The 25,101-nt window shown below is 52.8% G+C and carries 21 protein-coding genes; 14 read left to right on the plus strand and 7 right to left on the minus strand.

The annotated features are described in order from the left end of the window. Positions 1–43 precede the first annotated feature (43 nt). Positions 44–322 (plus strand): GNAT family N-acetyltransferase, encoded by a 279-nt coding sequence (locus tag IEV97_RS10315; protein WP_188501431.1) that lies wholly within the window; start codon positions 44–46, stop codon positions 320–322. Position 323: 1 nt separating this feature from the next. On the opposite strand, the gene IEV97_RS10320 is transcribed toward IEV97_RS10315, so the two are convergent. After that, positions 324–554, minus strand: coding sequence for a hypothetical protein (locus IEV97_RS10320; protein WP_188501432.1), 231 nt, complete (start codon positions 552–554; stop codon positions 324–326). A 197-nt stretch (positions 555–751) separates the two neighbouring features. Between IEV97_RS10320 and IEV97_RS10325 the strand changes: the two genes are divergently transcribed. From IEV97_RS10325 to IEV97_RS10360, 8 genes are all read left to right on the plus strand, one after another. Further along, the gene (locus IEV97_RS10325; protein WP_188501433.1) at positions 752–2,362 is read left to right on the plus strand and encodes an alpha-amylase family glycosyl hydrolase; all 1,611 of its coding nucleotides are present in this window, start codon (positions 752–754) and stop codon (positions 2,360–2,362) included. A gap of 73 nt (positions 2,363–2,435) precedes the next feature. Next, complete coding sequence (treZ, locus tag IEV97_RS10330; RefSeq protein WP_188501434.1) at positions 2,436–4,286, plus strand: malto-oligosyltrehalose trehalohydrolase; 1,851 nt, start codon at positions 2,436–2,438, stop codon at positions 4,284–4,286. Positions 4,287–4,461: 175 nt separating this feature from the next. Then, complete coding sequence (locus IEV97_RS10335; RefSeq protein WP_188501435.1) at positions 4,462–4,758, plus strand: GIY-YIG nuclease family protein; 297 nt, start codon at positions 4,462–4,464, stop codon at positions 4,756–4,758. Positions 4,759–5,018: 260 nt separating this feature from the next. Beyond that, on the plus strand, positions 5,019–5,480 hold the full coding sequence (locus IEV97_RS10340; RefSeq protein WP_188501436.1) for a GbsR/MarR family transcriptional regulator: 462 nt from the start codon (positions 5,019–5,021) through the stop codon (positions 5,478–5,480). 69 nt (positions 5,481–5,549) lie between these two features. Next, a complete protein-coding gene (locus IEV97_RS10345; protein ID WP_229733890.1) occupies positions 5,550–6,902 on the plus strand; it encodes a TolC family protein in 1,353 nt (450 codons plus the stop codon). Positions 6,903–6,920: 18 nt separating this feature from the next. Further along, a complete protein-coding gene (locus tag IEV97_RS10350; protein ID WP_188501437.1) occupies positions 6,921–7,976 on the plus strand; it encodes an efflux RND transporter periplasmic adaptor subunit in 1,056 nt (351 codons plus the stop codon). Between the two features lie 32 nt (positions 7,977–8,008). Beyond that, complete coding sequence (locus tag IEV97_RS10355) at positions 8,009–11,188, plus strand: efflux RND transporter permease subunit (RefSeq protein WP_188501438.1); 3,180 nt, start codon at positions 8,009–8,011, stop codon at positions 11,186–11,188. Between the two features lie 96 nt (positions 11,189–11,284). Beyond that, complete coding sequence (locus IEV97_RS10360; RefSeq protein ID WP_188501439.1) at positions 11,285–11,527, plus strand: acyl carrier protein; 243 nt, start codon at positions 11,285–11,287, stop codon at positions 11,525–11,527. Between the two features lie 123 nt (positions 11,528–11,650). Here the strand turns inward: IEV97_RS10360 and IEV97_RS20145 are convergent, their stop codons facing one another. Then, entirely contained in the window at positions 11,651–11,785 is a 135-nt protein-coding gene (locus IEV97_RS20145; protein ID WP_262890291.1) for a hypothetical protein, read from the minus strand. 325 nt (positions 11,786–12,110) lie between these two features. Here IEV97_RS20145 and IEV97_RS10365 point away from each other — a divergent pair, with 325 nt between their 5' ends. Continuing rightward, positions 12,111–12,581, plus strand: coding sequence for a YbhB/YbcL family Raf kinase inhibitor-like protein (locus IEV97_RS10365; protein ID WP_188501440.1), 471 nt, complete (start codon positions 12,111–12,113; stop codon positions 12,579–12,581). A 14-nt stretch (positions 12,582–12,595) separates the two neighbouring features. Here IEV97_RS10365 and IEV97_RS10370 read toward each other — a convergent pair whose 3' ends face one another. Continuing rightward, positions 12,596–13,897: a hypothetical protein gene (locus IEV97_RS10370; RefSeq protein WP_188501441.1), complete on the minus strand. Its 1,302-nt coding sequence runs from the start codon at positions 13,895–13,897 to the stop codon at positions 12,596–12,598. Between the two features lie 271 nt (positions 13,898–14,168). On the opposite strand from IEV97_RS10370, the gene IEV97_RS10375 reads away from it, so the two are divergent. Beyond that, entirely contained in the window at positions 14,169–19,265 is a 5,097-nt protein-coding gene (locus tag IEV97_RS10375; protein ID WP_262890293.1) for a translocation/assembly module TamB domain-containing protein, read from the plus strand. A 7-nt stretch (positions 19,266–19,272) separates the two neighbouring features. Next, positions 19,273–21,651, plus strand: a complete 2,379-nt coding sequence (gene tamL, locus IEV97_RS10380) for a translocation and assembly module lipoprotein TamL (RefSeq protein ID WP_188501443.1) — start codon at positions 19,273–19,275, stop codon at positions 21,649–21,651. Positions 21,652–21,714: 63 nt separating this feature from the next. On the opposite strand, the gene arsC is transcribed toward tamL, so the two are convergent. Beyond that, a complete protein-coding gene (gene arsC / locus IEV97_RS10385) occupies positions 21,715–22,056 on the minus strand; it encodes an arsenate reductase (glutaredoxin) (RefSeq protein ID WP_188501444.1) in 342 nt (113 codons plus the stop codon). 168 nt (positions 22,057–22,224) lie between these two features. Between arsC and IEV97_RS10390 the strand changes: the two genes are divergently transcribed. Next, complete coding sequence (locus IEV97_RS10390; protein WP_188501445.1) at positions 22,225–22,866, plus strand: DUF3347 domain-containing protein; 642 nt, start codon at positions 22,225–22,227, stop codon at positions 22,864–22,866. Between the two features lie 216 nt (positions 22,867–23,082). Here the strand turns inward: IEV97_RS10390 and IEV97_RS10395 are convergent, their stop codons facing one another. The 3 genes from IEV97_RS10395 to IEV97_RS10405 all read right to left on the minus strand — a co-directional run bounded on the left by IEV97_RS10395 (position 23,083) and on the right by IEV97_RS10405 (position 24,415). After that, positions 23,083–23,397 (minus strand): DUF6122 family protein, encoded by a 315-nt coding sequence (locus IEV97_RS10395; protein WP_188501446.1) that lies wholly within the window; start codon positions 23,395–23,397, stop codon positions 23,083–23,085. Between the two features lie 106 nt (positions 23,398–23,503). Next, positions 23,504–23,773 (minus strand): hypothetical protein, encoded by a 270-nt coding sequence (locus IEV97_RS10400; RefSeq protein ID WP_188501447.1) that lies wholly within the window; start codon positions 23,771–23,773, stop codon positions 23,504–23,506. 210 nt (positions 23,774–23,983) lie between these two features. Beyond that, positions 23,984–24,415, minus strand: coding sequence for an STAS/SEC14 domain-containing protein (locus tag IEV97_RS10405; RefSeq protein WP_188501448.1), 432 nt, complete (start codon positions 24,413–24,415; stop codon positions 23,984–23,986). Positions 24,416–24,714: 299 nt separating this feature from the next. On the opposite strand from IEV97_RS10405, the gene IEV97_RS10410 reads away from it, so the two are divergent. Beyond that, a complete protein-coding gene (locus IEV97_RS10410) occupies positions 24,715–24,975 on the plus strand; it encodes a hypothetical protein (RefSeq protein ID WP_188501449.1) in 261 nt (86 codons plus the stop codon). Positions 24,976–25,101: the final 126 nt, after the last annotated feature.

A 25,101-nucleotide genomic window follows, 5' to 3' on the forward strand; every position in this document is an offset into this window, starting at 1 on the left:
ACCTCCAGGTCGTATACTTGTTTCAAACCTCTTATATCATCCCATGGAAATCATTCACGACGAAGAAGACACCCGCTTTTATGTGACGCTCGATGGCGGTGAGGCCGAGCTCACGTACTCTATTACCGATCAGGGACATATGGACTTTGACCATACCTATGTGCCCGAGCAGCACCGGGGCCAGGGGATAGCCGACAGACTGGTGAAAGAAGGACTGGATCATGCCCGCGCATGCAAATGCATGATTGTTCCCTCCTGCCCTGTGGTGGAGGCTTACGTAAAACGCCATAAGGAATACGACGCCATCGTGCAATGGGACTAGCCTATACCTGCTGTTCCGTTTTTTGCGGCCGGAGCAATAACCAGATAATCAGGCCAACCGGCCATACCATGAGCAAGACCATCAGGGCTACCAGCCAGGGCGACTTGCCACGCCGCCGGGCATCCTGGTAAGACCAGATCACACTCCAGGCAATAAACACCAGCAACACGATACTTAGGATGATGCCGATCAGGCCCAGACCAGCGAAGAAGGATGAGTAACTCTGCTCCATAGTTTTCATTGTCAACTATTTAAACGCAGGCCTTAAGGTGTGGTTGAGTAAACGGCGCGAGGGTCAACGTTCGTGCGGATTAATCAATTCACATAGAGCCCGTCAACCGACTAACCATACCCTCCATAGAGTTTCCCGTACATGAGACATTATTCTCATTAAGTACCGGCCTGAGGCCAATTCGCAAACCAAACACTATGAAAGACACACAGCAAAAACACCTGTGGTGGCAGGAAGGCGTCATATACCAGATCTACCCACGTTCCTACCAGGACAGCAACGGCGATGGCGTGGGTGACTTACAGGGCATCATCCAACGGCTCGACCACATCCAGTCACTCGGTATAAAAGCCATCTGGATCTCCCCGATCTTCTCCTCTCCCATGGCCGATTTTGGCTACGACATTTCCGATTACTGCGACATTCACCCGCTGTTCGGCACCATGGACGATTTCGACAAGTTACTGCAGGCCGTACACGACCGGGGCATGAAGCTGATCCTCGACCTGGTGCCCAACCATACCTCCGACGAACACCCCTGGTTCAAAGAATCGCGATCTTCCAAGGACAACCCGAAGCGCGACTGGTATATCTGGAAAGATGCCAACGAAGACGGCTCCGAACCGAACAACTGGCTCAGCGTGTTCGGCGGCAGCGCCTGGGAATGGGATGAGCACACCGGGCAGTACTATTACCATGCGTTCCTAAAGGAGCAGCCCGACCTGAACTGGCGCAACCCCGAGGTGCAGGAGGCCATGCTGGATGTGATGCGCTTCTGGCTCGACAAGGGCGTAGACGGCTTCCGGGTAGACGTGATGTGGCACATGATCAAGGATGACCAGCTGCGCGACAACCCGGTGAACCCGAACTACAAAGCGCACCAGGCCACTTACGAAAAACTGATTCCAGCCTACTCTACCGACCAGCCTGAAGTACACGACATTGTGCACAAAATGCGGAAGGTGCTCGACAGTTATGACGAGCGCATGATGATCGGTGAGATCTACCTGCCCATCCACAAACTGATGACCTACTACGGCACCGACAAGAACGGGGCGCACCTGCCTTTCAATTTCCTGCTGCTCTCCATCGACTGGGATGCCACCGAAATCTCATCCAACATCAACCAATACGAAGGTGCCCTGCCTGATGGTGGCTGGCCGAATTGGGTGCTGGGCAACCACGACCAGCCCCGCATCACGAGCCGTGTAGGCAAGGCGCAGGCCCGTGTGGCGGCCATGCTCTTGCTCACGCTGCGCGGAACGCCTACCATATATTATGGTGATGAGATCGGGATGCGCGACGTGCCCATTCCGCCGGACGAGATTCAGGATCCGCAGGGGCTCAACATGCCCGGGCTCAACCTGAGCCGCGACCCGCAGCGCACCCCCATGCAGTGGGACAGCAGCGAGAACGCCGGTTTCAGCAAAAGCAAGCCCTGGCTGCGACTGCCAGAAGACTACCGCCGCGTGAACGTGAAGGCGCAACTGGAAGACGAGTTCTCGATCTACGCCCTATACAAACGCCTGATCAGACTGCGCCAGGAGGAACCGGCCCTGCACATCGGGGACTACCGACCAGTAGTAGCCAGCGGTCCGCTTCTGGCCTACCTGCGCTATACCCCGGATGAGCGCTTCCTGATTTTGCTCAACCTTAGTCACAAGCCCTGCCATTTCGCGCCGGAGCATTTCAACTTCGAAGGCACCATCGTGATCGACACATTGCCCGAACGGGAAGGCGGCAGGGTCAGCAGGCACGTCAGTCTGAGCGGCGACGAAGGCATGATCATCCGGCTGAAACAATCCTAAACCAGGTATAGCACCCTAACAAGCATAACTGCAAGATGCCTTGCAGTAAAATCTTATACCTATAAACAGAGCTATGAAAAAAGCGGGTGCCTATTATCTGGGCCAAGGCAGGTGTCGGTTTACGGTATGGGCCCCTGAAAAGGAGCGCTTGGTGCTGCACCTGGTGCAGCCAGAGGAACGAAAACTCGATATGCAGCCAGCTGGCGATGGCTTCTATACCTTGGAAGTAAAGGCCGTATACCCCGGTACCCGCTACTTCTTCATGCCGGACGGCGAACAGGACTACCCCGATCCGGCCTCGTTCCACCAGCCTGACGGCGTGCACGAAGCCTCTGCGGTCATCGACCACACCGCCTATACCTGGCAGGACAGCAACTGGCGCGGCCTCCCCTTTCAGGAGCTCGTGCTCTACGAGCTACATGTAGGCACCTTTACCTCCGGGGGCACTTTCGCAGCCATCATCCCGCGTCTGGAGGAACTGGTGGAGACAGGTATAAATGCCATCGAGTTGATGCCGGTGGCGCAATTTCCCGGTACCCGAAACTGGGGTTATGATGGCGTATACCCTTACGCCGTGCAAAATTCCTATGGCGGTCCAGAGGGTCTGAAGCTGTTGGTCGACGCCTGCCACGCCAGAGGTATAGCTGTTTTCCTGGATGTGGTGTACAATCACCTCGGGCCGGAGGGAAATTACCTGTCACAGTTCGGGCCTTATTTCACGGACCAATACAAATCGCCCTGGGGGGATGCCATCAACTTCGACGGTGTCTGGTCGGATGGGGTGCGGGACTACATTTCAGAAAATCCACTCTATTGGTTTGAGCACTTCCACCTGGACGGGCTGCGCTTCGACGCCATCCATGCCGTGATCGACAATGGCGCGGTGCACATCTGGGAGCTAATCCACCAGAAAGTAAAGAAGCTGGAACAGTGCCTGGGCCGCCGGCTATACCTGACGGCGGAGAGCGATTACAACAGTCCCCGCGTGGTCAAGAGTCCGGAAGTAGGCGGTTACGGCTTTGATGCCCAGTGGCTCGACGATTTTCACCATTCGCTGTATGTGCTGCTCGACAAAAAAGGGCAGGTACGCTACGTCGATTTTGGGAAAATGGAACAGCTGGCCAAGGCCTACAACGATGGCTTTGTGCAAAGCGGCGAGTACGTTCGTTTCCGCAAAAGACGCCACGGCGCTTCCTCTGCAGGTATAGCCGGCGACCAGTTCATCGCCTTTAACCTCAACCACGACCAGGCAGGAAACCGGGCCCAGGGCGAGCGGCTGTCGGTGCTGGTGAATACGGACAGGCTGAAACTGGCGGCAGCCGCCCTGATGCTCTCACCCTATGTGCCCCTGCTTTTTATGGGGGAAGAATATGGGGATGAGAGCCCTTTCTTCTATTTCGTGAGTCACTCGGACAAAGAACTGATCCACGCTGTGCGTGAGGGCCGGAAAAAAGAGTTCTCCAACTACAAGTGGGAAGCGGAGCCACCTGACCCGCAGGCATCCGAAACATTTGAGCGCTCTAAACTGAACTGGGAAAAGCGTCGGGAAGGCAAGCACCGCCTGCTGCTCGACTGGCACCGCACCCTGATCGCCCTGCGGCGCAGCCATCCGGTACTACAGGAGTTCAGCAAAAGTTGTGTACGGGCGCACGTGATCGGTTCGCAAGGGCTGCTGCTGCACCGCCAAACGCAGGACGGTCTGCAGCACCTCGTCTGCCTGTTCAATTTTTCGGAAAATCTCCTACCTTGTTCACTACCAGACTGGTCAAAAACATGGCAAGTCGTCCTTGATTCTTCAGCAAACGAGTGGCAGGTCAGGAAAAAGAACATCACAGAGTCTATACCTAGTAAAGCGAAGTCAAATACTGCTTTGCAGCTGCCTCCGTTGAGTGTGCTGGTGTATGAGGGGAGCATGGAGTTTTGAGGAAGAAGACTAGTGACTACATTTTAATTTACGCGCCATTTTAATAGTAATTCGAATCAGCTCTATTTCCCATTAAGATATTTCAGAGAAAATAGAAAAATGACTGTTTTTGTCATTCTGAAAGAAACCAGGTAGAAATAGAGGGCCCCTACCCCCGGGAGGTTAAGCCCCAGCTATGAGAAGCCACAACTACTTTGTCTACATCACTACTAACCCAAGCAAAACGGTGCTTTATGTGGGGATGACAAATGACTTGGTGTATCGGCTTGAGCAGCATAAGGCAAACAGAGGTAAGCCTGAGACTTTTGCAGGGCGCTATTACTGCTACAAGCTGCTCTACTATGAACGCTATACCTATGTACAGCACGCTATTGATAGAGAAAAGGAACTGAAGGAGTGGGGTCGCGAAAAGAAAATGGCGTTGATTAAAAGTGAGAACCCATACCTGCGATTTCTAAAGGCAGATCCTTGAATTATAGCTTGACACCCTAACTACCAAGATCCTTACAGGATGACAAAAAGTGTTAGGGTTGCCTAAGCTTATGTGTAAATACTAATAAAATCAGGCAATTTAAAACTACCACCTCGGCCAGATCAACTACCTGAGACGGATGCTAGACTAACGCTCAAACTCAGTCCGAAAATAATAGCAAAATTTAGTTCTGTAAATTATGAACTAATGAAACCAACTATTACCTTTGTAGCGTTAATGCTTTAAAAGGAAGGTACAATATGACTCTTAGCGAACAACAGCTTAGCCTGATCGAGGAATTTGGTGTTTATCAGGAAAACAACGGCTTTCAGCCAGCTGTGGCACGGGTAATGGGGCTGCTGCTTGTTTCTGACCGCGCGGAACTTACCTTTGATGAGATCAGCGAAGCACTCAACATCAGTAAAAGTGCTACCAGCAATGCGCTGAACATGCTGCTCAACACAGGTCATATCGAGTATACCACGTTCCCGGGCGACCGCAAGCGCTATTTCCGCATCAAATCTTCCAACTGGCGCGATCTGTTTGAAAAGAAGATGGAGGACCTGAGTCACCTGAATGGATTGCTGAAACGGGTGATGGACGTAAGAAAGCGCGAAAACCCGATCTATGACGCCAAGCTAAACGACTTCATCAGCTTTCTGGATTATATGAAAAACAGAATGCCCTCTCTGATTCACGAGTGGGAGAAGACCCGGAAATAATTTTTTTATTCTTATAGTTCTCTCTTTTCAGAACTTACTAGTTACATCTAAACACAATAAACCAACAACGTGAAAATCAAATATTTAGTAGTCGGATTGGCCATGCTTTTCGTGAAGCCGGTGATGGCGCAGGAGAAGCCCGATGTGCGGACGCTGAGTCTGCAGGAGGCCATTACCTATGCGCTGGAGCATAATGAGGACATGCAAAAGGCTTCGTATGACCAACTGAGCGCCAAATACATGGTGAAAGAGGCGAAAAGCAGTGGTTTGCCGCAGGTGAATGCCTTCGGTAACTTTAATATGTATCCGGCCATCCCGGTGCAGGTGATCCCGAACGTGTTCGAGGGCAAGCCGGACGAGATGATCCCGGTGCAGTTTGGTACCAAATACAATGCAAACGGAGGTATACAGCTGTCGCAGTTGCTGTTCAACCAGTCTTACTTTGTAGGACTGAAAGCAGCGAAGAGCAGCGAAGACCTGTACCGTCTGCGCAAGACCATGACCGAAGAAGAGGTAATGTATAACGTCAGCTCCTCTTACTTTCAGATCCTGCAGACGAAAGAGCAGTTCGAGATCATCAACGCCAACCTGGCCCGCCTGGACCAGCTAAACAAGATCCTGCAGTTGCAGTACGAAAACGACCTGGCCCGCAAGGTGGATGTGAACCGCATCAAGGTAAACAAGACCAACCTCGAGACACAGCTGCAAACGCTGACCAGTGCGCTTGACCAGCAAATGAACGTCCTGAAGTTCTTCATGGGCATGCCGCTGGAAGAAGGCATCGCCTTGACAGACGCCTCCATCACACTCGATACAGGCGCTGCGGCCTTTAACAGCAGCAAAGACCTGGTGCAGGGACAGACGCAGTTGGAGCTACTCAACAAACAGGCTGAACTGACCGATCTGCAAATGCAGAACATCAAGGCTGGTTACTACCCCACTTTGTCGGCTACTGGCACCTACCAGTACAACGCCATGCGCAAGGAGTTCAACTTCCTGGACACGAACATGCCCTGGTTTAAGACGGCCATTGTAGGGGTTCAGCTCAACATTCCGATCTTCGACGGTATGCGCAAGCACTCCCAGATCAAGCAAACAGAATACACGCTCAAGTCACTGGAGGCAGATCGCCAGAAGCTGACCAAGAACCTGGAAGTGGCGCTGGAGAACTCCATCAGCCAGCTGCAAAACAGCTCGTCGTCCATTGCGGCGCAGGAGCAGAATGTGGCCTTGGCCCAGGAGGTATACGACACCACCAACGACCTGTACAAAGAAGGCATCTCTCCGCTGACTGACCTGCTGGAGGCCGAAGTGAGCCTGCGCGAAGCAAAAACCAATTTGAACAACGAAATGCTGAAGTACCAGCTGGCCCAACTCGGCTACCTGAAAGCTACCGGCGACCTAAACACATTAATTAAATAAGCATCACACAAACACAAAATGAAAAAGCTGATTTATATCGTAGTCGTAATCGTGATTTTGGGCGCCATAGGCTTTAAGCTGATGAGCAACAAAGAGCAAATGGCCGCCAATGCCGCCGTTGCCTCCATCAAGAGCGATGCTATACCTGTGACCATTACCGAAGTGGCCTCCGCCAAACTCGACAAGTCCTTTACGGCGCAGGGCAACTTCGCCCCGATCCAAAGCCTGACACTTCTCTCTGAAACACAGGGCCAGATCAAAAGCGTGCTCAAGCGCAAAGGCGACAAAGTGAAAGCTGGCGAACTGCTGTTACAGGTAGAGAGCAACACCATGGCCGCCGACCTGGCAACCGCGCAGACCAACGCCGAGAAAGCCAAGCGTGACCTGGAGCGTTTCGAGAACCTGGCAGCCGGCGACGCGATCACGAAGCGCCAGCTGGAAGATGCCCGCCTGAACGCAAAGGCTACAGAGGGACAACTGGTAGCTGCCCGCCAGCGCCTGACCAAGACCCGCATTACCGCCCCTATCAGTGGCGAGATCAACGAAATTTATGTGGAAGTAGGCTCATACCTGAACGCAGGCACGAAGCTGTACGACATCGTGAACGTGGACAAGCTGAAGCTGAAAGTGAAGGCTTCCGAAAGCGAAGTACTGCTGATCAACAAAGGTGACAAGGTAAAGGTGAAAGCCGATGCCGGTTCGGGCCAGGAGTATGAAGGGATTGTGACAGCCATCGCTGCCCAGGCCGACCCTACCCTGAAGTTCGACGTGGAAGTGGAAGTAAAAAATGCCGCTAACAACAACCTGCGCGCCGGTATGTACGGCACCGCTTTCTTCGACGTAGCCGACCAGCGCAACGCTATGCTGTTGCCACGTGAGGCGATCGTAGGCAGCATTCAGAACCCGCTAGTGTATGTGGTGAAAGACGGACAAGCTAGCCAGCGTCCGGTACGTGTGGGTGTGGTAACGCAGGACCAGGTAGAAATTCTGGATGGTGTAAAGCCAGGCGAGCAAGTGGTTCGCAGCGGCCAGATCAACCTACGCGAAGGCATCAAAGTAACGGTGCTGAAATAACAGACAATCTTCTTTCTCAAGAACATTAAGAAATGAATATAACCAAAATATCGATACAGCGCTCCACCCTGGTTGTCGTGGTCTTCACGGTCCTCACACTATTGGGTGTTGCGAGCTACCAGTCGCTTAACTACGAGCTTCTTCCGAAGTTCAACCCGCCGGTGCTCACCATCTCCACCATTTACCCGGGTGCCTCTCCTAACGAAGTGGAGAACTCGGTGACCAAGGAGATCGAGGAAGCCTTGTCATCACTAGAGAATGTGAAGACGATGCGAGGCACCTCTTTAGAGAGCTTCTCGATCATTGTGGTAGAACTGAACCAGGGCACCAACGTGGACCTGGCCCTGCAGGACGCCCAGCGCAAGATCAACACCATCCTGGCCAATCTGCCGGATGATGCGGAGTCGCCAACGCTGAACAAGTTTGACCTCGACGATCTCCCGATCATTAAGATGGGTGCGACGGCCAACATGTCGCCGACGGAGTTCTACGACCTGATCGACAAGAAGATCAAGCCGGAGCTGTCGCGCATACCAGGTATGGCGGCCATCAAAATTCTGGGTGGCCAGGAGCGTGAGATCAAAGTGAACATCGACGCTAACAAACTAGAGGCCTACAACCTCTCCATCCTGCAGGTGCAGCAGAAGATCCGCAACTCCAACCTCGACTTCCCTACCGGAAAGATCAAGCAGGAAAGCGGGCAGACGCAGATCCGTCTGGCAGGTAAGTTTGCGTCGCTGGACCAGTTGCGTGGCCTGATCATTCGCGAAGACCAGAACGGCATTGTGCGCCTGGCTGACGTGGCCGAGGTACAGGATACCCAGAAGGACATTGAAGTACTGACGCGCGTGAACAGCAGCCCTTCGGTGGGTATCACGATTCAGAAACAGTCGGACGCCAACGCCGTGGAGGTAAGCCGTTTGACAAAAGAAGCCCTGGCCGACCTGGAAAAAACATACGCTGACGTTGGATTGAACTTCAACATCGCCAACGACTCATCAGACTTTACCCTGGAGGCTGCTGACTCCGTACTCCACGACCTGATGATCGCGATCATCCTAGTGGCGGTGGTGATGTTGCTGTTCCTGCACTCGTTCCGAAATGCGGTGATCGTGATGGTGTCTATACCTGCCTCTTTGGTGGCGACCTTTATCTTCATGTACCTGTTTGGCTACTCGCTGAACCTGATGTCGCTGCTGGCGCTCTCGCTTGTGGTGGGTATCCTGGTGGATGACGCCATTGTGGTGATCGAGAACATTCACCGCCACATGGAAATGGGTAAAAAGCCGGCGCAGGCCGCTTACGACGGTATCCGCGAGATCATGGCGACGGTAACGTCCATCACCCTGGTAATTTCGGTGGTGTTTATACCTATTGCCCTTTCATCAGGACTGGTATCCGACATTCTGCGTCAGTTTGCCGTGGTGGTGGCCGTGTCAACCATGATTTCCTTGTTCGTGGCCTTTACCCTGATACCGCTACTGGCCAGCCGATTCTCACGTCTGGAGCATATCTCAGATAAGAACATTTTCGGGCGCTTTATCCTGGCCTTCGAGCGCTTCCTCGACAACATCATCGATGGCTTTACGGCAGCCCTGAAGTGGGCCTTTAATCACAAGTTCATCACATTGGCCGTAACGATCCTGCTGCTGGTAGCTTCGTTTGCGCTGGTGCCACTCGGCTTTATCGGGTCGGACTTTATACCTGCTGGTGACCGTGGGGAAGTGAGCTTGCAGCTGGAGCTGCCTAAGAACTCCACTGTGGAGCAAACCAACTTTGCAACACGCCAGGTAGAGCAATACTTGGAGGGTTTCCCGGAAGTAGCGAAAGTGTTTACCACCGTAGGTACCACTTCCTCTGCACAGCAGGGCCAGAACACGGCTTACAAAGCAGAAGTATCGGTTACGCTGGTGGATGTGAAGGAGCGTATGTTCAGCACCGACCAGTTCAGCCGCCAGGCCAAGGCCGACATTGAAAGCAAACTGCCGAACGTGGAAGTGACGCCGGTGCCGGTAGGACTGGTGGGTAACTCACAGGCTCCAATCCAGCTCATCATCTCGGGTTCTAACCTGGACAGCGTGATGGCTTTCTCACAGCAGGTAATGCGTGTGGTGGAAGGCGTGGCCGGTACTGCCGACGTGGAAATGTCAGTGGAAGGTGGTAACCCGGAGATTGAAGTGGTGGTGGATCGTGACAAGATGGCCAACGTAGGCCTGTCGCTGGAGAACGTGGGTGCGAGCATGCAGCTGGCTTTCAGTGGTAACTCCGACGTGACTTTCCGTTCCGGTACCGAAGACTACGACATCAACATCCGCCTCGACGAGTTCGACCGCCGCAGCGTGACCGACATCGCCAACCTGTCATTCGTGAACAACCAGGGGCAATTGGTGCGCCTGGGTCAGTTTGCCGACATCCGTCAGTCTACGGGTCCGTCGCAGCTCGAGCGCTACAACCGTGTGACGTCCATCAACGTGAACTCGCAGGTAATTGGCCGTCCGACAGGCACAGTGGGTGCCGACATTCAGGCGCTGATGGAAGAAGTGGAGATGCCGGCTGGTGTGAGCATTGAGTACGGCGGTAACCTGAAAAACCAGAGCGAAGGCTTCGGCACGCTGGGTGTTGCCTTGCTGGCCTCGATCATCTTCGTGTACCTGATTATGGTGGCACTGTACGATTCGTACGTGTACCCGCTGGTGGTACTGTTCTCTATACCTTTGGCGATCATTGGAGCCTTGCTGGCCCTGGCGCTGGCGCAGCAGTCGCTGAGCATCTTCTCGATCCTGGGTATCATCATGATGATCGGTCTGGTAGCCAAGAACGCCATTATGGTGGTGGACTTTACCAACAAGCTCAAAGACGAGGGTGTGGAAGTGAAGGAAGCCCTGACCGAAGCAGTAAGAATTCGTTTCCGTCCGATCCTGATGACGACGCTGGCGATGGTGATCGGTATGTTGCCGATCGCACTGGCCGGTGGCTCCGTAGCCGCGACCAAGAACGGTCTGGCATGGGCTTTGATCGGTGGTCTGAGCTCTTCGATGTTCCTGACCCTGATCGTGGTGCCGATCATTTACTACGGCTTCGACCGCATCCTGGCTAAGTTCGGGCTGGACAAGAAAACAGTGATCGTGCTGGAAGAGAAGTCGCTGGAAGAACTGGAGCACGAAACTAGAGAGCTCGAAGAAAAGAAAATGGCACACGAATTTGTGCACTAAGATCTTAATTAAACTCCCCTCTCCTTCTGTCCTATAAAGTGGCAGGAGGAGATCAGGAGAATGCGAGGTTCCAAACTACCCTTTACGATGATGCATATGGCAGATCCTAGAACGACCCTGTACAAAGAGGTAATTAACCTGGTAAGCAGGTTAAAAGCAATCGCCCCCCACAAACTATCCGGCCCCAAAGGACTTTGGGAAAATGGAATGGATATAGTGGATGTAGTAGATATTATTTTGGCTGTGGAGAAAAAGTACAGCGTCGTGATTCCGGACGAAGTTCCGGTATACTCTATTGACGATCTGGTGAACTACCTGCAGTTAAGCAAAGCGAGTTAGGCAAGCATATTTCTTATTTCATTCATTAAAAAAGGTGCAGGATAAAGTCCTGCACCTTTTTTAATGGCGTAACAGTTGCGGACAATGCCCGGTCGCTGCATACACAAACAGTTTGATTCCCCCTTATACCTGGTAGCGGTCGTACTTCTTATAGCGGTCGTACTTCCGTTCACTTCGCTCTTCTTTGCCATACATGTAGTACAACAGGTAGCCTACTGCATAAATCGCCAGTACCGTCAAGATGATAAATATCTCCATAACCCATGCTTTTTTATCCGAGTTGCCTTATATACGAAAGTTAATAGGTTCTGACTAATTTTCAATTATTTACGAAAGAATCTTCAAAAAAAAATATCGGAGGATATCAAATCTGAAAATTTGAAGTGCTGAAACTTAAAATAAGTTAAATTTATAAAATTATTAGTAAATATATACTTTTTTTTATTTGAAACCCCAACCTTTATAAGTAAACAAAGTTATAATATAAATATTAAATTCAATTCTGTTCCACGCTTTTTCCTTTCCACCCCCTTCCAACCCATGAACGACAGTTACACTTTCACTTAACCGGAACTGAAACACTATGCAGCCTAGAATACAAGGAAAGCTATACCTGACAAGTCCCGCTTTTTCGCAGGGGGAGCGGATACCGACCCGCTATACCTGTGACGGCGAGAATATCAGTCCGCCGCTTGAAATCAGAAACCTGCCTAAGTACACGGAGAGTGTGGTGGTGGTTGTAGAGGACCCTGATGCACCGCGGGGCATCTGGACGCACTGGCTGGTGTGGAACATACCTCCCACCAACCTGATTGAAGAGGGTGATGTGCCAGGTATACAGGGCACCAACGATTTTGGAAGACTCCATTACGGAGGCCCCTGCCCGCCGCAGGGTTTGCACCACTACTATTTCAGAATTTATGCCCTGGACGTGATGCTCAACATCAAAGAAGGCACCGGCCGTCAGGCCCTGCTCCGCGTGCTGGGTCCGCACGTGCTGGCTATGGGCGAACTGATGGGTGTGTACAGTCGCTACAACGTGATGATGGCCTGATGGAAGCCATTATGCTATTTCGGTAGCACAAGCTCCGGATGCCACCGCTCCATATGATGAGCATGTGTATGCAGATAGGCACCTGGCTGGTAAAACTTATTATAAAAGTCCAGATCGAGGTGGTGTGCCTGCAAGTAAGGGCAAATGAAGACCGAAGGCACCGTACCGGGGAATTTACCAAAAGTATCATATACGTACTGCGCCTGCAGTGCCACGCACTCCCTAAAGTCGGCATCATGCACCTGGGCAGCGCCCCTTACGCCAGCGGTATCTTTCCAAGGGCCAGGGGTTGCCGGATGAAAGGGCCCCCCCTTCCCAAACTTTCTATCACAGACTGCTTCCACAGCAGCACGCATATCAGGATAGTGCGGCGGGCAGTACGCCTCCATCACCCCTGCCAGTCCGGTCGGATTGGGGTAGGGCCAGCGATTATCGGTGTCGTAGCGAAAACCCAGCCCCTCAGCGCCAGCTACCCCACTCGCCCCTAACACGCTAAATGGATCGATGCCGTCGTACAGCCAACCCCCCAAACCCATGGCCTGCAGCATCAGCGAGCCCGCGTAGCAGGAAGTAGACAGCTCCACGGTAACCTCGGCCATGCACAATTGCTCCACAAAGGTAATCGGCCAGGTGCTGTCCGGCTTTGCAAGGGTCTTGAAACGGTCTATACCTGGTATGGGGCGTTTGTTAATATCATCGTACAATACGAGTCCGTTCTGCAGCATGTAGCATAGCCCCAGCAGCACGTGTTGCGTCAGATCAGCCACCGGAATCACCAGCAGTGTACCCGGTTTGTTGCTTACCCAGGTGTTGTGCGCCTCTACAAAGGGCACCTCTGATGGCAGTTTCAGGCGGCCGTCCTGCAATTTGGTGATATGGCGCTGCAAGGCTTGCACTACGTCACCCAGTTCCAGCGAACCATCTTGTTTGCGATCAGCTGGGGCAGGAGCATCGCGGTTGTTAACCGCATACACACCGGTGTCATCTGTAAAAAAGGTCATGGAAGTATGAAAGCCTGCTGCCGAAGGAAAAGTGCGCCCTCCTGCTGCGGCAGCATAGTTAGAAAGGTGTGGTGCATAACGCTGCGCGCGGTAGATCATGTTGTGCCAACCTGTATTGCCGGCACAGGCTGTCACCACAAGCAATTTCTCCAGCTCTGAAAGCGGCATGGGGGCATGTTCAGATTTGTAGGCAAAGACACCATCCGGAATCTCCGCCCCCATGAAAAAACGACGGGAACGGCGACCCAGTAAGGCCTCCACCAAGCCAAATCCTAACATTTCTTCAAAACCGGGAGGTATAGCTGACAATGCCATGACTCAAACAAATTGGTTGCTATCTTTATTTACTCTGAAAGCATCCAGTTGTTTGGAAATTAGACAGTTACCTAGTCCCCTTCACTAAAAAAATGATGCAGCCTTGTTCAACTGGTAAAACAATGTAAGTATAGTATTGTCATCCTCCTGCAGACTTCTGTTTCGTGTCCGATCGCCATTAGCAAAAATTTCTATCCTTGTTAGCAATCCTGCGTAAAGTCAAACTGTAAATACGACACCTATCGCATCAGCCAAACATATCGGAAAGACCATTGCCAAGGTAATACTGTGGTTCCTTGCCATCGTAGTGGGTCTGCTATTGCTCATTATCATTGCGTTGCAGATCTCCAAAGTGCAAAACTTCGCCGCTCAGAAGGGAGCCTCATACCTGGCTGGCATGCTCGACACCCGGGTGGAGATCGGGCGCTTTAAAACAGACTGGCGCAATGCCATTGTCCTGGAAGATGTGTACATGGAGGACCAGCAGCACGATACGCTCTGGTATAGCCAGCGCCTCGGGCTAGACCTAAAGGTATGGTCGCTGTTAAGTGGCAAAGTCAATATCAGCAAAATAGACCTGCAGCAAGCCACCCTCAACCTGCACATCCGCCCTGACTCCACGTCCAACTTCGACTTTCTGATGGAGGCCTTTGCCACCGACACCACGGCAGCCCAGCCTGCCGACACGACCGGGGCCATGCAGTTGGACCTGGGCCTGATCAACCTGGAAAACGTGTACGTCAACTTCAACGACGAGGCGGGCGGCAACCACATCCGGGCACGGGTGGGCCAGCTGACCACCACCATGGAAGAACTGAACCTGGAAGAGGAAATCTACCGGTTGGATGAAATTGAACTGCGCAACACAGGTATAAACTACGTGCAGTCCAAACTGCCGCCTGAAACTGAGCCCGAGCCTATTACTTTTGAATTTGACATGAACGGCGTGGAAGTGGAGAACTTCGCCCTGAACTACGTCAGCATACCGGCAGACCAGCGCATCGAGCTGAAGCTGGGCAAATCGGAGCTGGCCGTGGAGGACATTGACCTGCCCAATGCCCGCATCGACCTGCGCAGCTTCGACCTCCACGACTCCAAGGTGCTGTATGTGCAGAAGAAAATGGTACCGACTGACTCGCTGGCGGTGAACCCGGCCGAGACGGTGCGCAAACTGGACGAATCGGTAGAGAAGACACAGGGGCAGCCGGTGAAATGGGTCCTGAACCTGGGTAAGCTCAACGTGAGCGGACTGGAAGCAGGTATGGAGAATGCCGATGCGCCCCGGCAAGCTCGTGGGATGGACTACAATCACCTGCGCTTCACTAATATCGAACTGGATGCCGAAGACATCAGGTATAGCCTGAACCAAATGGGCATGCAGCTCAACCAGCTCAAACTAAAAGAACAAAGCGGCTTCCGGATTAACAATTTCCAGTCTGACATCACGCTCGATTCCACGCACGCCAGGCTCGCCAACCTTGACCTGCAGACCGGAAACAGCCGCATCAGCAAAGATCTGGCATTAAACTATACCTCCTGGGCTGATCTGACCGATAACCTGGATGCCGTGCAGCTGGACCTCGACATCGACAACAGCCGCATTGGCATGCAGGATATACTGCTTTTTGCGCCCGACCTCGCCGAAAATCCCTCGTTCCGCAAGATCGCCAACTCCACCATTCGCCTCGACGGGCGGGCACAGGGGCCATTGGACAACATCAGCATACAGCAGCTGCAGGTAGCGGGTCTGCAAGGCACCACCGTGAACGTGACTGGCAATGTACGCAACGCCATGGACCCGGACCGACTGGCGATGAATCTCAACATCAACCGCCTGGCCACCACCCGCACCGACATCCTGGCATTGGCTCCTCCAGGCACCATACCGCCTGAGATCCGGATACCGAACAACCTGAGCATGACGGGCAGGTATAGCGGCACCCTCACCAATTTCGATCTGAACGCAGCCATCAAAAGCTCCTTTGGCAACCTGAACGCCGTCGTGGACATGGACGAGGGACCTGCCGGAGCAGAGCCTTTCCGGGCGACAGTCAAAACAGCAGGCTTCGATCTGAAGCAGCTCTTTACAGAAGACTATGGCGTAGGCCGCGTCGCTTTTGAGGCAACGGCAAAAGGCACCGGCTTAAGCCCCGAAACCATGCGCGCGGATGTGAAGGCCCACATTACAGAAGCCAACTATAATAATTACGCCTACAACAATGTGGACGTGGATGCCCGCATCGACCGCAACCTATACCAGGTGGCAGCCCGCGCCCGCGACGAGAACCTGAACTTCGATCTGAAAGGCGACTTCAATATGCGCAATGCCCAGCGGGGTGAGTATGTGTTTGACCTGGACCTGAAGGGCGTCGACCTGAAAGCACTCAATTTCTACGAAGAGGAACTCGGCGTGCGGGGGCAGCTGCGCGGTCGTTTTGCAGGCAAGGATGCCAGTGATATCAGCGGCACTCTGGAGGGCGACAATGTACGCGTGCGTCTGCAAGGCGTCTCCTACCCCATCGACTCGCTGCAGCTGACCGTGAACCAGAAAATGCCGGGTGCCGCCATCGCACTCAACTCCAGCATACTCAACGCCGACATGCGGTTTGACAATGACTTGGGAGAGCTTCCTACCGCGCTGGCCAAACACTTCTCCGCCTACTTCGACCTGCAACCCGATCCGCCCTACCCGGCCAACGTCAACCTGGGCAGTTTTGAGGCTACCATGCTCGTTCGCCGTCCGGACATCATCGCCTCCTTTGTACCCGATCTGGGAGAGCTGCAGGTGAACGGTCCGATCACGGCTTCCTACAACGGGGAAACACAGCTTTTCGCCATGGACGCGAATGTGAGTAAGCTGACCTATACCGAATACAACGTCCAGGATATGGCACTGCAGGTACGCGGCAACCGGGAGCAAATGGGCTACAACCTGGGCGTGCGCGAGATCAGGTCCCCTTCCCTGCTGCTCAACAATGTGCGCCTGAACGGGGCGGCCCGCGACAATGACATGAGCGTGCGACTGGCCATGGCTGACGCAGATAGCGCGGAGCAATTTGTGATTGGCGGGGTGCTCAACAGCCTGGGCCCCGGCTATCGTTTCGCCTTTAATCCGGAGCAGCTCGTCATCAACGGCGAGCCCTGGTCGGTTCCGCAGGATAACTACCTGCAGTTTGACACCAACCTGCTCTATGCGAAAAACATCCGCCTGGAGCGAAACGGAAATTACGTGTCGCTCAACAGCACCGGACCGGTGAGCCCGAATGCACCGCTGCAGGTGGAGTTCGGCAACTTTGAGATCGGCCACATCATGGCTTCTTTTCAGCAGCAGGACAGCGTGATGACGGGCGTGCTGGACGGAACCGCCACGCTGACGGACCTGCTGGCCGGTAATCCGGCTTTTACGGCCGACCTTACCTTGTCAAAATTCGCCTACACAGGTATACCGATCGGCGACATCGCCCTGAAAGCCAACACGGCGGGCGCCAACCGCTACAACCTGAACCTGGGGCTGACCGGCAACGGCAACGAAGTGCTTGTGAGTGGCACCTATGAAATGCAGCCTGAAACGAGTCTACTCAACCTGGATGCGAATATTGCCAACCTGAACCTGGCCTCGTTCGGCGGTTTCACCCAAGGTATGGTAGACAGACTGGCCGGCAGCGCCAATGGCAAGCTGCGCATCACAGGCACGCTGGCGCAGCCTGCTATCCGCGGTGGCCTTGATTTTAACCAGGCACAGTTCAACCTGACCATGCTCAACTCGCTCTATTCCTTGCAAAACGAGCGGTTAGAGTTTACGGAGAAAGGCATCAGCATGCGCGACTTCACCCTGACCGACACGCTGGGCAACACCCTCGACATCAATGGCAACATCCTGACGCAGAACTACACGGACTATACCTTCGACCTGCGTGCGCGAACGGACCGCTTCCTGGCGATGAACTCTACTGCGAACGACAACGACCTGTTTTATGGCAACGTGCAGATGGCCATGAAAGCCAGTATAACGGGCAATATGATGGCACCGAACATTGAAGTATTCGTGACGGTGCTCGATGGCTCCACCTTCACCACGGTCATCCCGGCCGATGGGGTGGCCGCTGCCGAGCGCGAAGGGGTAGTCGAATTCGTCACGCTCAACGATTCCCTCAACGCCATTCTCGCAAGGGCGGTCGAGGAAAACACGACTGCCGGTTTTATGGGCGCCAACATCGATGCCCAGATCACGGTAACCGATGCCACCACCGTGACCATCGTGATAGACCCGACCACGGGCGACAACCTGGTCGTGCGTGGCAATGCCTCTCCCCTCTACATCGGCATCACGCCAAGCGGACAGATCAGCATGAGCGGTCGCTATGAGATTACGGAAGGGATGTACAGCATGGACTTCTATGACTTGGTGTCGCGGAAACTCGAGATCGCGAAAGGCAGTTACATCAACTGGACCGGCGACCCAATGCAGGCCAACATGCAGATCTCAGCCATTTACCGGATCGATGCGGCGCCGATGGAACTGGTGTCTAATCAGTTGGACGTGGATGCGGGCCAACTGAACCGTTATCGAACGCAGTTGCCTTTCGAGGTATATGTGAATTTAGACGGAGAGTTACTCAAGCCTGAGATCGGATTTGACATTCAGCTGGAAGAGCAGCGGCGCGGGGCCTTGGATGGCACGGTGGAAGCACGCCTGGGCGCCTTGCGCCAGAACGATTCTGAACTCAACAAACAGGTATTCTCGCTGCTGGTGTTGGGCCGCTTCATGGCAGAGGATCCGCTGTCAAGCTCCGGTGGCGGCGGGCTGGGCTCCACGGCCCGTAACAGCTTAAGCCAGGTGATGACAGACCAGCTCAACCAGTTGACGAACCGCTACGCCGGCGGCCTTGGACTGGAACTGGGCGTTAGCTCTTACGAAGACTACTCCTCCGGCTCAGCCGAGGGCCGCACCGACCTGAACGTGGCCCTGCGCCAGCAGTTTCTGGATGACCGCCTGACCGTGCGTGTCGGAACTGACATCGGGCTGGAAGGACAGAGTGAACAGCAGCGTAACATGAGTGGCTTCGGCGGAGACGTGTCGGTGGAGTATTCGCTTACAAAAGACGGCAGGCTCCGCGTACGTGCATTCCAGCGCAACCAGTACGAGGGCTTCCTGGAAGGTGACGTGCGAGCTACCGGCGTGGGCCTGATCTTCGTGCGGGACTACGACAACTTCTCCGACCTGTTCCGCAGCCTGGAAAGCAGGGCGGTACGAAGAGAAGAACGCCGCCTGGAAGAGGCCATTAAGTTTAACCAGCGCGAGAAGCGAAAAGAAGAGCAGGAAGCCGAAGAGAAAGTAGAAGAAGTCGTAAAAGAAGAACAAGAATAAGTCCCCTATGACCACAGCCTTACGCTATACCTTGATTGCTTTCTGTCTGGCACTGAGCTGGGTGCTGCCCGGTTGCAGCAGCACGAAAACCGTACCGAAGGGCGATGCGCTGTTTGCCGGATTTGAGGTGAAAGTGAACGATGAAGAGGACAGCAGCAAGCGCGGGCCCGAACTGGAAACTGAACTGGGCAACACGGTTCGCCCGAAGCCCAACGCCTCCATCCTTGGCATGCGCCCCAAACTCTGGATCTACAACGCATTCTACACCGAGAAAGACAAAGGCCTGAAGCACTGGATTCAGACTAAATTGGGTGAACCGCCGGTGCTGCTGTCGGAAGTGGACACGGCCAGCATTAACGAAGTGATGCGCGCGCGCCTCCACAACCGGGGCTACTTTTACAACACCGTACAAAGTGACACCACCATCAAGAAGAAAAAAGCCACCATTGCCTGGCAGGCTACGGTGCACGAGCCCTACCGCATACGCAACATCGCCTATACCCTCAGCGACTCCCTGCCCATACACGCCGAGATCAGGCAGCTGCAGGCCGGCTCCCTGATCAAGCAGGAAGAGCCTTACGACCTGGACAAGATGATCCTGGAAAGAACCCGGATAGACCAGGCGCTCAAAAACCGGGGCTACTTCTTCTTTGCACCCAATATGCTCATCTTCAGTGCCGATACCACGGTGGGCAACAAAGGCGTGGATGTGGTCCTGCGCCTCAAAAACGACATGCCGGCACCCGCCCTGCGCTCCTATAAGATTGATGACATCTTCATCAACGCAAACTTTGTTCTGAATGACAGCCTGTCCGTGAGCGACACGCTGCGCTTTGAAGGTTATAACTACATTCCGAACGAAAACTATGTACGGGCGAAGCACATTGTGCCGGGCCTTTTCGTTGCGAAGGACAGCGTGTACAGCCGTCGCAACCACCTGCTGACGGTGAGCAGGCTGTCGGGGCTGAGTGCCTACAAGTTCGTGAACCTGCAGTACGAGCGCGATACTTTGAAAGAGGACCGGCTGGACGCCTTCATCTTTATGACGCCCGACATGAAAAAATCGCTTAGGGCAGAGGCGCAGATGGTGACCAAATCCAATAACCTGGCCGGGCCCGGTATGTCCGTTTCGTTTCGGAACCGCAATGCCTTTAAAGGATCGGAGATGCTGACCGTCAATTTCACAGGTCGCTTCGAGAACCAGGTCGGGGGCCAGCGGGTCGTCAGCAGTGGCGAGTCGCCCGAGGAGAACCCGGTCGGGCTCAGTTCCTACGAGCTTGGGGTACAAACCAGCCTCACCTTCCCCAGGCTGGTGGCTCCCTTCAACCTGCCCAACCTGCGCTCTGCCTTTGTGCCGAATACGCGCATTACGCTGGGGTACAATTTCCTGAACCGGGTACAGTTCTTTCAGATGAACTCCTTTAACGCCTCATACGGGTATAACTGGCGTCCAAAGCAAACGATCACGCACGAGTTCACCCCGATCAATTTGCAGTATGTGCGCCTTGGCAAACAGACGGACGAGTTTATGGCTATTCTTGAGCAGAACCCGTTTCTGAAAAGCAGTTTTGAGGAGCAGTTCATTATTGGTTCCATCTACCAGCATACCTTCAGCACCCTGAGTTTGGAGAACAAAACACACCAGTTCTTCAATGCCACCACCCTCGATGTGTCGGGCAACCTGGTGAGTGCGGTGCAGTCGCTGCTGGGCAACGACAAACGCGATGATGAAGCGGAGCCGCCAGTGCCACCGCGCACTATCTTCAATCAGCCGTACTCACAATACTCGCGGCTTGAAAACGACTTCCGCTACTACTTCAACTTTTCCAAAATGAGCCAGCTAGCGACGCGCCTGATTGCAGGAGTGGGCTACCCCTATGGCAACTCCCTGACCATGCCGTATGTGAAGCAGTTTTCGATCGGAGGGCCGAACAGCATCAGGGCCTTTCGGGCGCGCAGCATCGGACCGGGGAGCTACAATGTATCGGACGCACTTGCCTTCTCCTTTTTTGACCAGGTAGGCGATATCAAGCTGGAGGCGAATGCCGAGTACCGTTTCCCGATTTTCGGATTCTTCAGGGGAGCTGTTTTTGTGGACGCCGGTAATATCTGGCTGATCAACGAGACGTATGACAAAAACGGGGTACTGGAAAAGCCCAAGTTCAAGGCCGGCAATTTGTTCCAGGAACTGGCAGTAGGCACGGGTTTTGGTCTGCGGGTGGACATTGAGTTCTTCGTGATCCGCTTCGATTTGGGTATACCGGTGCGTGTGCCTTACCTACCAGAGGGCGACCGCTTTGTGCTCGATGATTTCCGGTTCGGCTTCAACCCCAAACCCGGTGAACACGGCATGGTGCTGAACATTGCCATTGGCTATCCATTCTAAAACAGGTATAAGGTATAGCCTTTAGCATAACACGGCTATACCTTATACCTGCCTATACCTGTGTTACAGGATGTCGAGCACTTTTTCCGGAGGCCGGCCGATGGTCGCTCTGTCGCCTTTCACCACAATCGGGCGCTCGATCAGGATGGGGTGTTCAGCCATGATCTGCAACCATTCCTCGTCGGTATAGCTTTTGCCCGCAAAGTTTTCTTTGTATACCTGCTCGCCTTTGCGCAGCACCTGTTCGGGTTGCAGGCCTAGCTTTTGGAGCACGGCTTTAAGCTCTTCGGCAGAAGGTGTGTTTTTCAGGTATTCCACTACCTGTAGCTCCTCTCCTTTTTCGCGCAGCAAGTCCAGCGTCTGGCGGCTTTTGCTGCATCTGTTGTTGTGATAGATTGTAACCATTTCTAGAAATTCATTTACTCAAAGATACGTAAAAGCCTCCGATAGGCGGAGAGGGTATCGTTGTAGCCTTTTCGCTAAAAAGCTTACCTTTGCAGAAGGATTGCCCGCCATGGGTACCTGAGGTATAAACAAAATGTCATAAACACTTCGATTTCCTAATAAACCATTATGAAAAAGACAACATTATTTGCAGCGCTGGTGGCCATGTTCGCATTCGCTTCCTGTTCATCTGACAGCAACCAGCACCAGGCGGATGCCACTGAAGAGCATGACCACGAGCACCACGACGGCATGGCGCACGGTGACAACCTGCCTGCAGCCGGCACCGTGGTTGTAGAGACGCCTACCTTTGATTCGGTGGCAGAGCCCATGAAAACCAATCTGTCGCAGCTGCTGGACGAGTACATCGCCCTGAAAGACGCCATGGTAGAATCCGACGCTGAAACGGCGAAAGAGGCGGCCACCACCATACTCAACTCAGCGAACGCGATGCCGGTTGCTACCCTGCAGGTACCGGAGCAAAAGTCGTTTGCAGAAGAGCAGGTTGAAAAAGTACGCACCTCTGCTGCTGCCATCGCCGCCACCAACGACCTCGGTGAGCAGCGCAACCAACTGGAAGACCTGTCAGAAGCCGTGTTCTCGCTGACCAAAGCTTTCGGCGCCACTGACAAGAAAGTATACTACCAGCACTGCCCGATGGTCAACAACAACCAGGGCGCCTACTGGGTGAGCACCAACTCAGAGATACGCAACCCCTACTTCGGAAGCAGCATGCTGAAGTGCGGCAGCAACGAGGAAGTTATCAATTAATTGAGTGATTGAGTGAGTTGGTGATGGAGTGATTGTAAATTAAAAATGGGTAATGAACTTTACCTAGGCAAATAACCTAGAAGAGCTGGTCAAAGATTTGATCAGCTCTTCTGTTTTTAGAGAATTGAAGATTCGCTCCATCGCTCAATTACCAACTCACTCATTCACTAACTCACTCAATCGCTCAATCACCAACTCACTCAATCCGTCACTCCATCACAAATAACAATCCATCCAATCCAGGACAATATGTATGAGCAGGCCCAGGCCGATTAGCCGGGTCTTCGGGATAAGCGCCAGAATAGCGTAAATTGGCACGATCCAGTACCGGTGCAGTAAATGAAACCCAATGCTGCACCTGTCCTGGTCGATGATGGGGGTTACCAGCAAATGGTCAAAATCAATCAGCCAGCCTGCCAACATCATCAGCGAAGCATAGCGGAATTGATCTCTGTAGAACAGCGCCGCTACCAGTACGGGCACTGCCATGTGCAGCATGATATGGATCGCGAAAGATAAAGATAAAGTCATACAGCAGGTACTGCATCCACAGGGTATAGGTTGCTGTCTGACGGGGCATAAAAAAGCCCTCCGCTAATTAGAAGCGGAGGGCTTTTTCTATCACAATGCGAGTTAACTATTTCAAAGTATCCAGGAGCATGCGCGATTTAACGCGAAGTGCAAACCATTCGTACGTGTTCTTGAGCCGCTCAAAGTGTAAACCCTCCACAATACCGTTCACGCTTGCTTCCTGCAGCGCTGTCGCCAGCACATTGTTTTCGATCGGGAAATTATCGTAAACGAGGCCCTCCCTTATAAAAGAACATTCAACATTCTTTTCCCGGTCTTTCAAAACAAGGGTATTACTGTGCCGGAGTGCTTTCTGGATTCTCTCAAGCTCTTTCATAGTCGTGAATTTGTGCAAATGATTATAACTTATTGGCAAGGTTATTACATGAACAATTCACAAAAAGTTCAGGAATATTTCATGTTATTACTGTTTTTTTTCAAAAGAATGGTAAAATCAGGCAAAAGCCATTGACAATCGCACTTGCAGCGGTCTTCTTTCCAGATAACTGAATGTGGGCTGGTTCTTAAGATTAAATTAGTAGGTTTTTCAAGTGGCATTCCGGAACAAGCCCTCACAGGGATCGCTGGACGATGCGAGCCATTGTTGTGCAGTGCAGGAATCAGCGAAGTAGGCAATCTGCAACTTGTTACCGGACATGCTGAGCAGACTGCTGCTCACTTTCTCTACAACAACCTCCAGAAAGAGGTCATCAGGTAGCACGAGCGCCAGTTTGCGAAGTTTGGTAAGCGGCAGGCTATGACCGAGCAGTTCGATCGTCCAGCTCTGATCACTCATATTGGGGCTGGTCATGTTACTGAAGTCAACCAGCCATCCCATGGCATTGCTCTTCTGTAGCCGCTTGCAGACGTTCACTAACGCCCGCCGGTACTCGGTGCTGTTCACTACCCGCAGCCACTGGCTCGAAAGCAGACCCTGTTTTGGGTTGTATTTTACCTGAATATAAGGCGGTGGTTTCATGTCTTAATAACAGTCTATTATTTACTGCTATAATCATATAACGAATAAATACGTACCCTGTTGTTACTATCGTGTGAAAATAACCTGTTTCTTCCTTCAACTCACTGTATTTCAATGCAAACGGAACTTAGACAGGAAATTTTATCTTAGAAGGCATACACTCACGTAGTTTTTTAAACCATTGACACTTAAAATGATAAGTGTCATTTTATATGATGATCACACTTGTTAGCTTTAAGCTTCGTTCATGAAAACATACAGTATAAAATAACATTATCACAATCTATAGGCAGCAAGGGATGAAGAATTTGAGACGTGCCTTGGTCGAAGAGACCGGAACGAAAGTGAAAAAGAGAACTGTCAGAAAATGTTTTTTCAAGGTATACAGCTATTTCCTCTACCAGGATACAGCCAGCCTGTGTGAAATCCTGGATTACCGGGAATCGCTGGGGCAGGAAGAACGTAAGCGGGAGCGTTATTTCGTTTTCCGGTACATGCTACGCCTGATCAAAAACAGACATCCCAAGCAGTATGTTCGTCTATGCGCAACGCCTAACTAAGGTATAGCATGGCATAGCCGTACTCCTACCTCATGCACTGACCTCCTGTTTGCCTCTACTGGCAGGTAGGAGGTTTTTTTTGTGGAGGTGCAGCTAAAAAACTTAGGTACACAAGCAACCATAGCC

Source organism: Pontibacter amylolyticus (genome assembly GCF_014638845.1).
Lineage (GTDB): Bacteria > Bacteroidota > Bacteroidia > Cytophagales > Hymenobacteraceae > Pontibacter > Pontibacter amylolyticus.

What these genes read in the sequence shown, in the direction of transcription:
- IEV97_RS10315 (WP_188501431.1), top strand. Translation starts at nt 44, where the DNA reads ATGGAAATCATTCACGACGAAGAAGACACCCGCTTTTATGTGACGCTC.
- IEV97_RS10320 (WP_188501432.1), bottom strand. Translation starts at nt 554, where the DNA reads ATGGAGCAGAGTTACTCATCCTTCTTCGCTGGTCTGGGCCTGATCGGC.
- IEV97_RS10325 (WP_188501433.1), top strand. Translation starts at nt 752, where the DNA reads ATGAAAGACACACAGCAAAAACACCTGTGGTGGCAGGAAGGCGTCATA.
- treZ (WP_188501434.1), top strand. Translation starts at nt 2,436, where the DNA reads ATGAAAAAAGCGGGTGCCTATTATCTGGGCCAAGGCAGGTGTCGGTTT.
- IEV97_RS10335 (WP_188501435.1), top strand. Translation starts at nt 4,462, where the DNA reads ATGAGAAGCCACAACTACTTTGTCTACATCACTACTAACCCAAGCAAA.
- IEV97_RS10340 (WP_188501436.1), top strand. Translation starts at nt 5,019, where the DNA reads ATGACTCTTAGCGAACAACAGCTTAGCCTGATCGAGGAATTTGGTGTT.
- IEV97_RS10350 (WP_188501437.1), top strand. Translation starts at nt 6,921, where the DNA reads ATGAAAAAGCTGATTTATATCGTAGTCGTAATCGTGATTTTGGGCGCC.
- IEV97_RS10355 (WP_188501438.1), top strand. Translation starts at nt 8,009, where the DNA reads ATGAATATAACCAAAATATCGATACAGCGCTCCACCCTGGTTGTCGTG.
- IEV97_RS10360 (WP_188501439.1), top strand. Translation starts at nt 11,285, where the DNA reads ATGGCAGATCCTAGAACGACCCTGTACAAAGAGGTAATTAACCTGGTA.
- IEV97_RS20145 (WP_262890291.1), bottom strand. Translation starts at nt 11,785, where the DNA reads ATGGAGATATTTATCATCTTGACGGTACTGGCGATTTATGCAGTAGGC.
- IEV97_RS10365 (WP_188501440.1), top strand. Translation starts at nt 12,111, where the DNA reads ATGCAGCCTAGAATACAAGGAAAGCTATACCTGACAAGTCCCGCTTTT.
- IEV97_RS10370 (WP_188501441.1), bottom strand. Translation starts at nt 13,897, where the DNA reads ATGGCATTGTCAGCTATACCTCCCGGTTTTGAAGAAATGTTAGGATTT.
- tamL (WP_188501443.1), top strand. Translation starts at nt 19,273, where the DNA reads ATGACCACAGCCTTACGCTATACCTTGATTGCTTTCTGTCTGGCACTG.
- arsC (WP_188501444.1), bottom strand. Translation starts at nt 22,056, where the DNA reads ATGGTTACAATCTATCACAACAACAGATGCAGCAAAAGCCGCCAGACG.
- IEV97_RS10390 (WP_188501445.1), top strand. Translation starts at nt 22,225, where the DNA reads ATGAAAAAGACAACATTATTTGCAGCGCTGGTGGCCATGTTCGCATTC.
- IEV97_RS10395 (WP_188501446.1), bottom strand. Translation starts at nt 23,397, where the DNA reads ATGACTTTATCTTTATCTTTCGCGATCCATATCATGCTGCACATGGCA.
- IEV97_RS10400 (WP_188501447.1), bottom strand. Translation starts at nt 23,773, where the DNA reads ATGAAAGAGCTTGAGAGAATCCAGAAAGCACTCCGGCACAGTAATACC.
- IEV97_RS10405 (WP_188501448.1), bottom strand. Translation starts at nt 24,415, where the DNA reads ATGAAACCACCGCCTTATATTCAGGTAAAATACAACCCAAAACAGGGT.
- IEV97_RS10410 (WP_188501449.1), top strand. Translation starts at nt 24,715, where the DNA reads ATGAAGAATTTGAGACGTGCCTTGGTCGAAGAGACCGGAACGAAAGTG.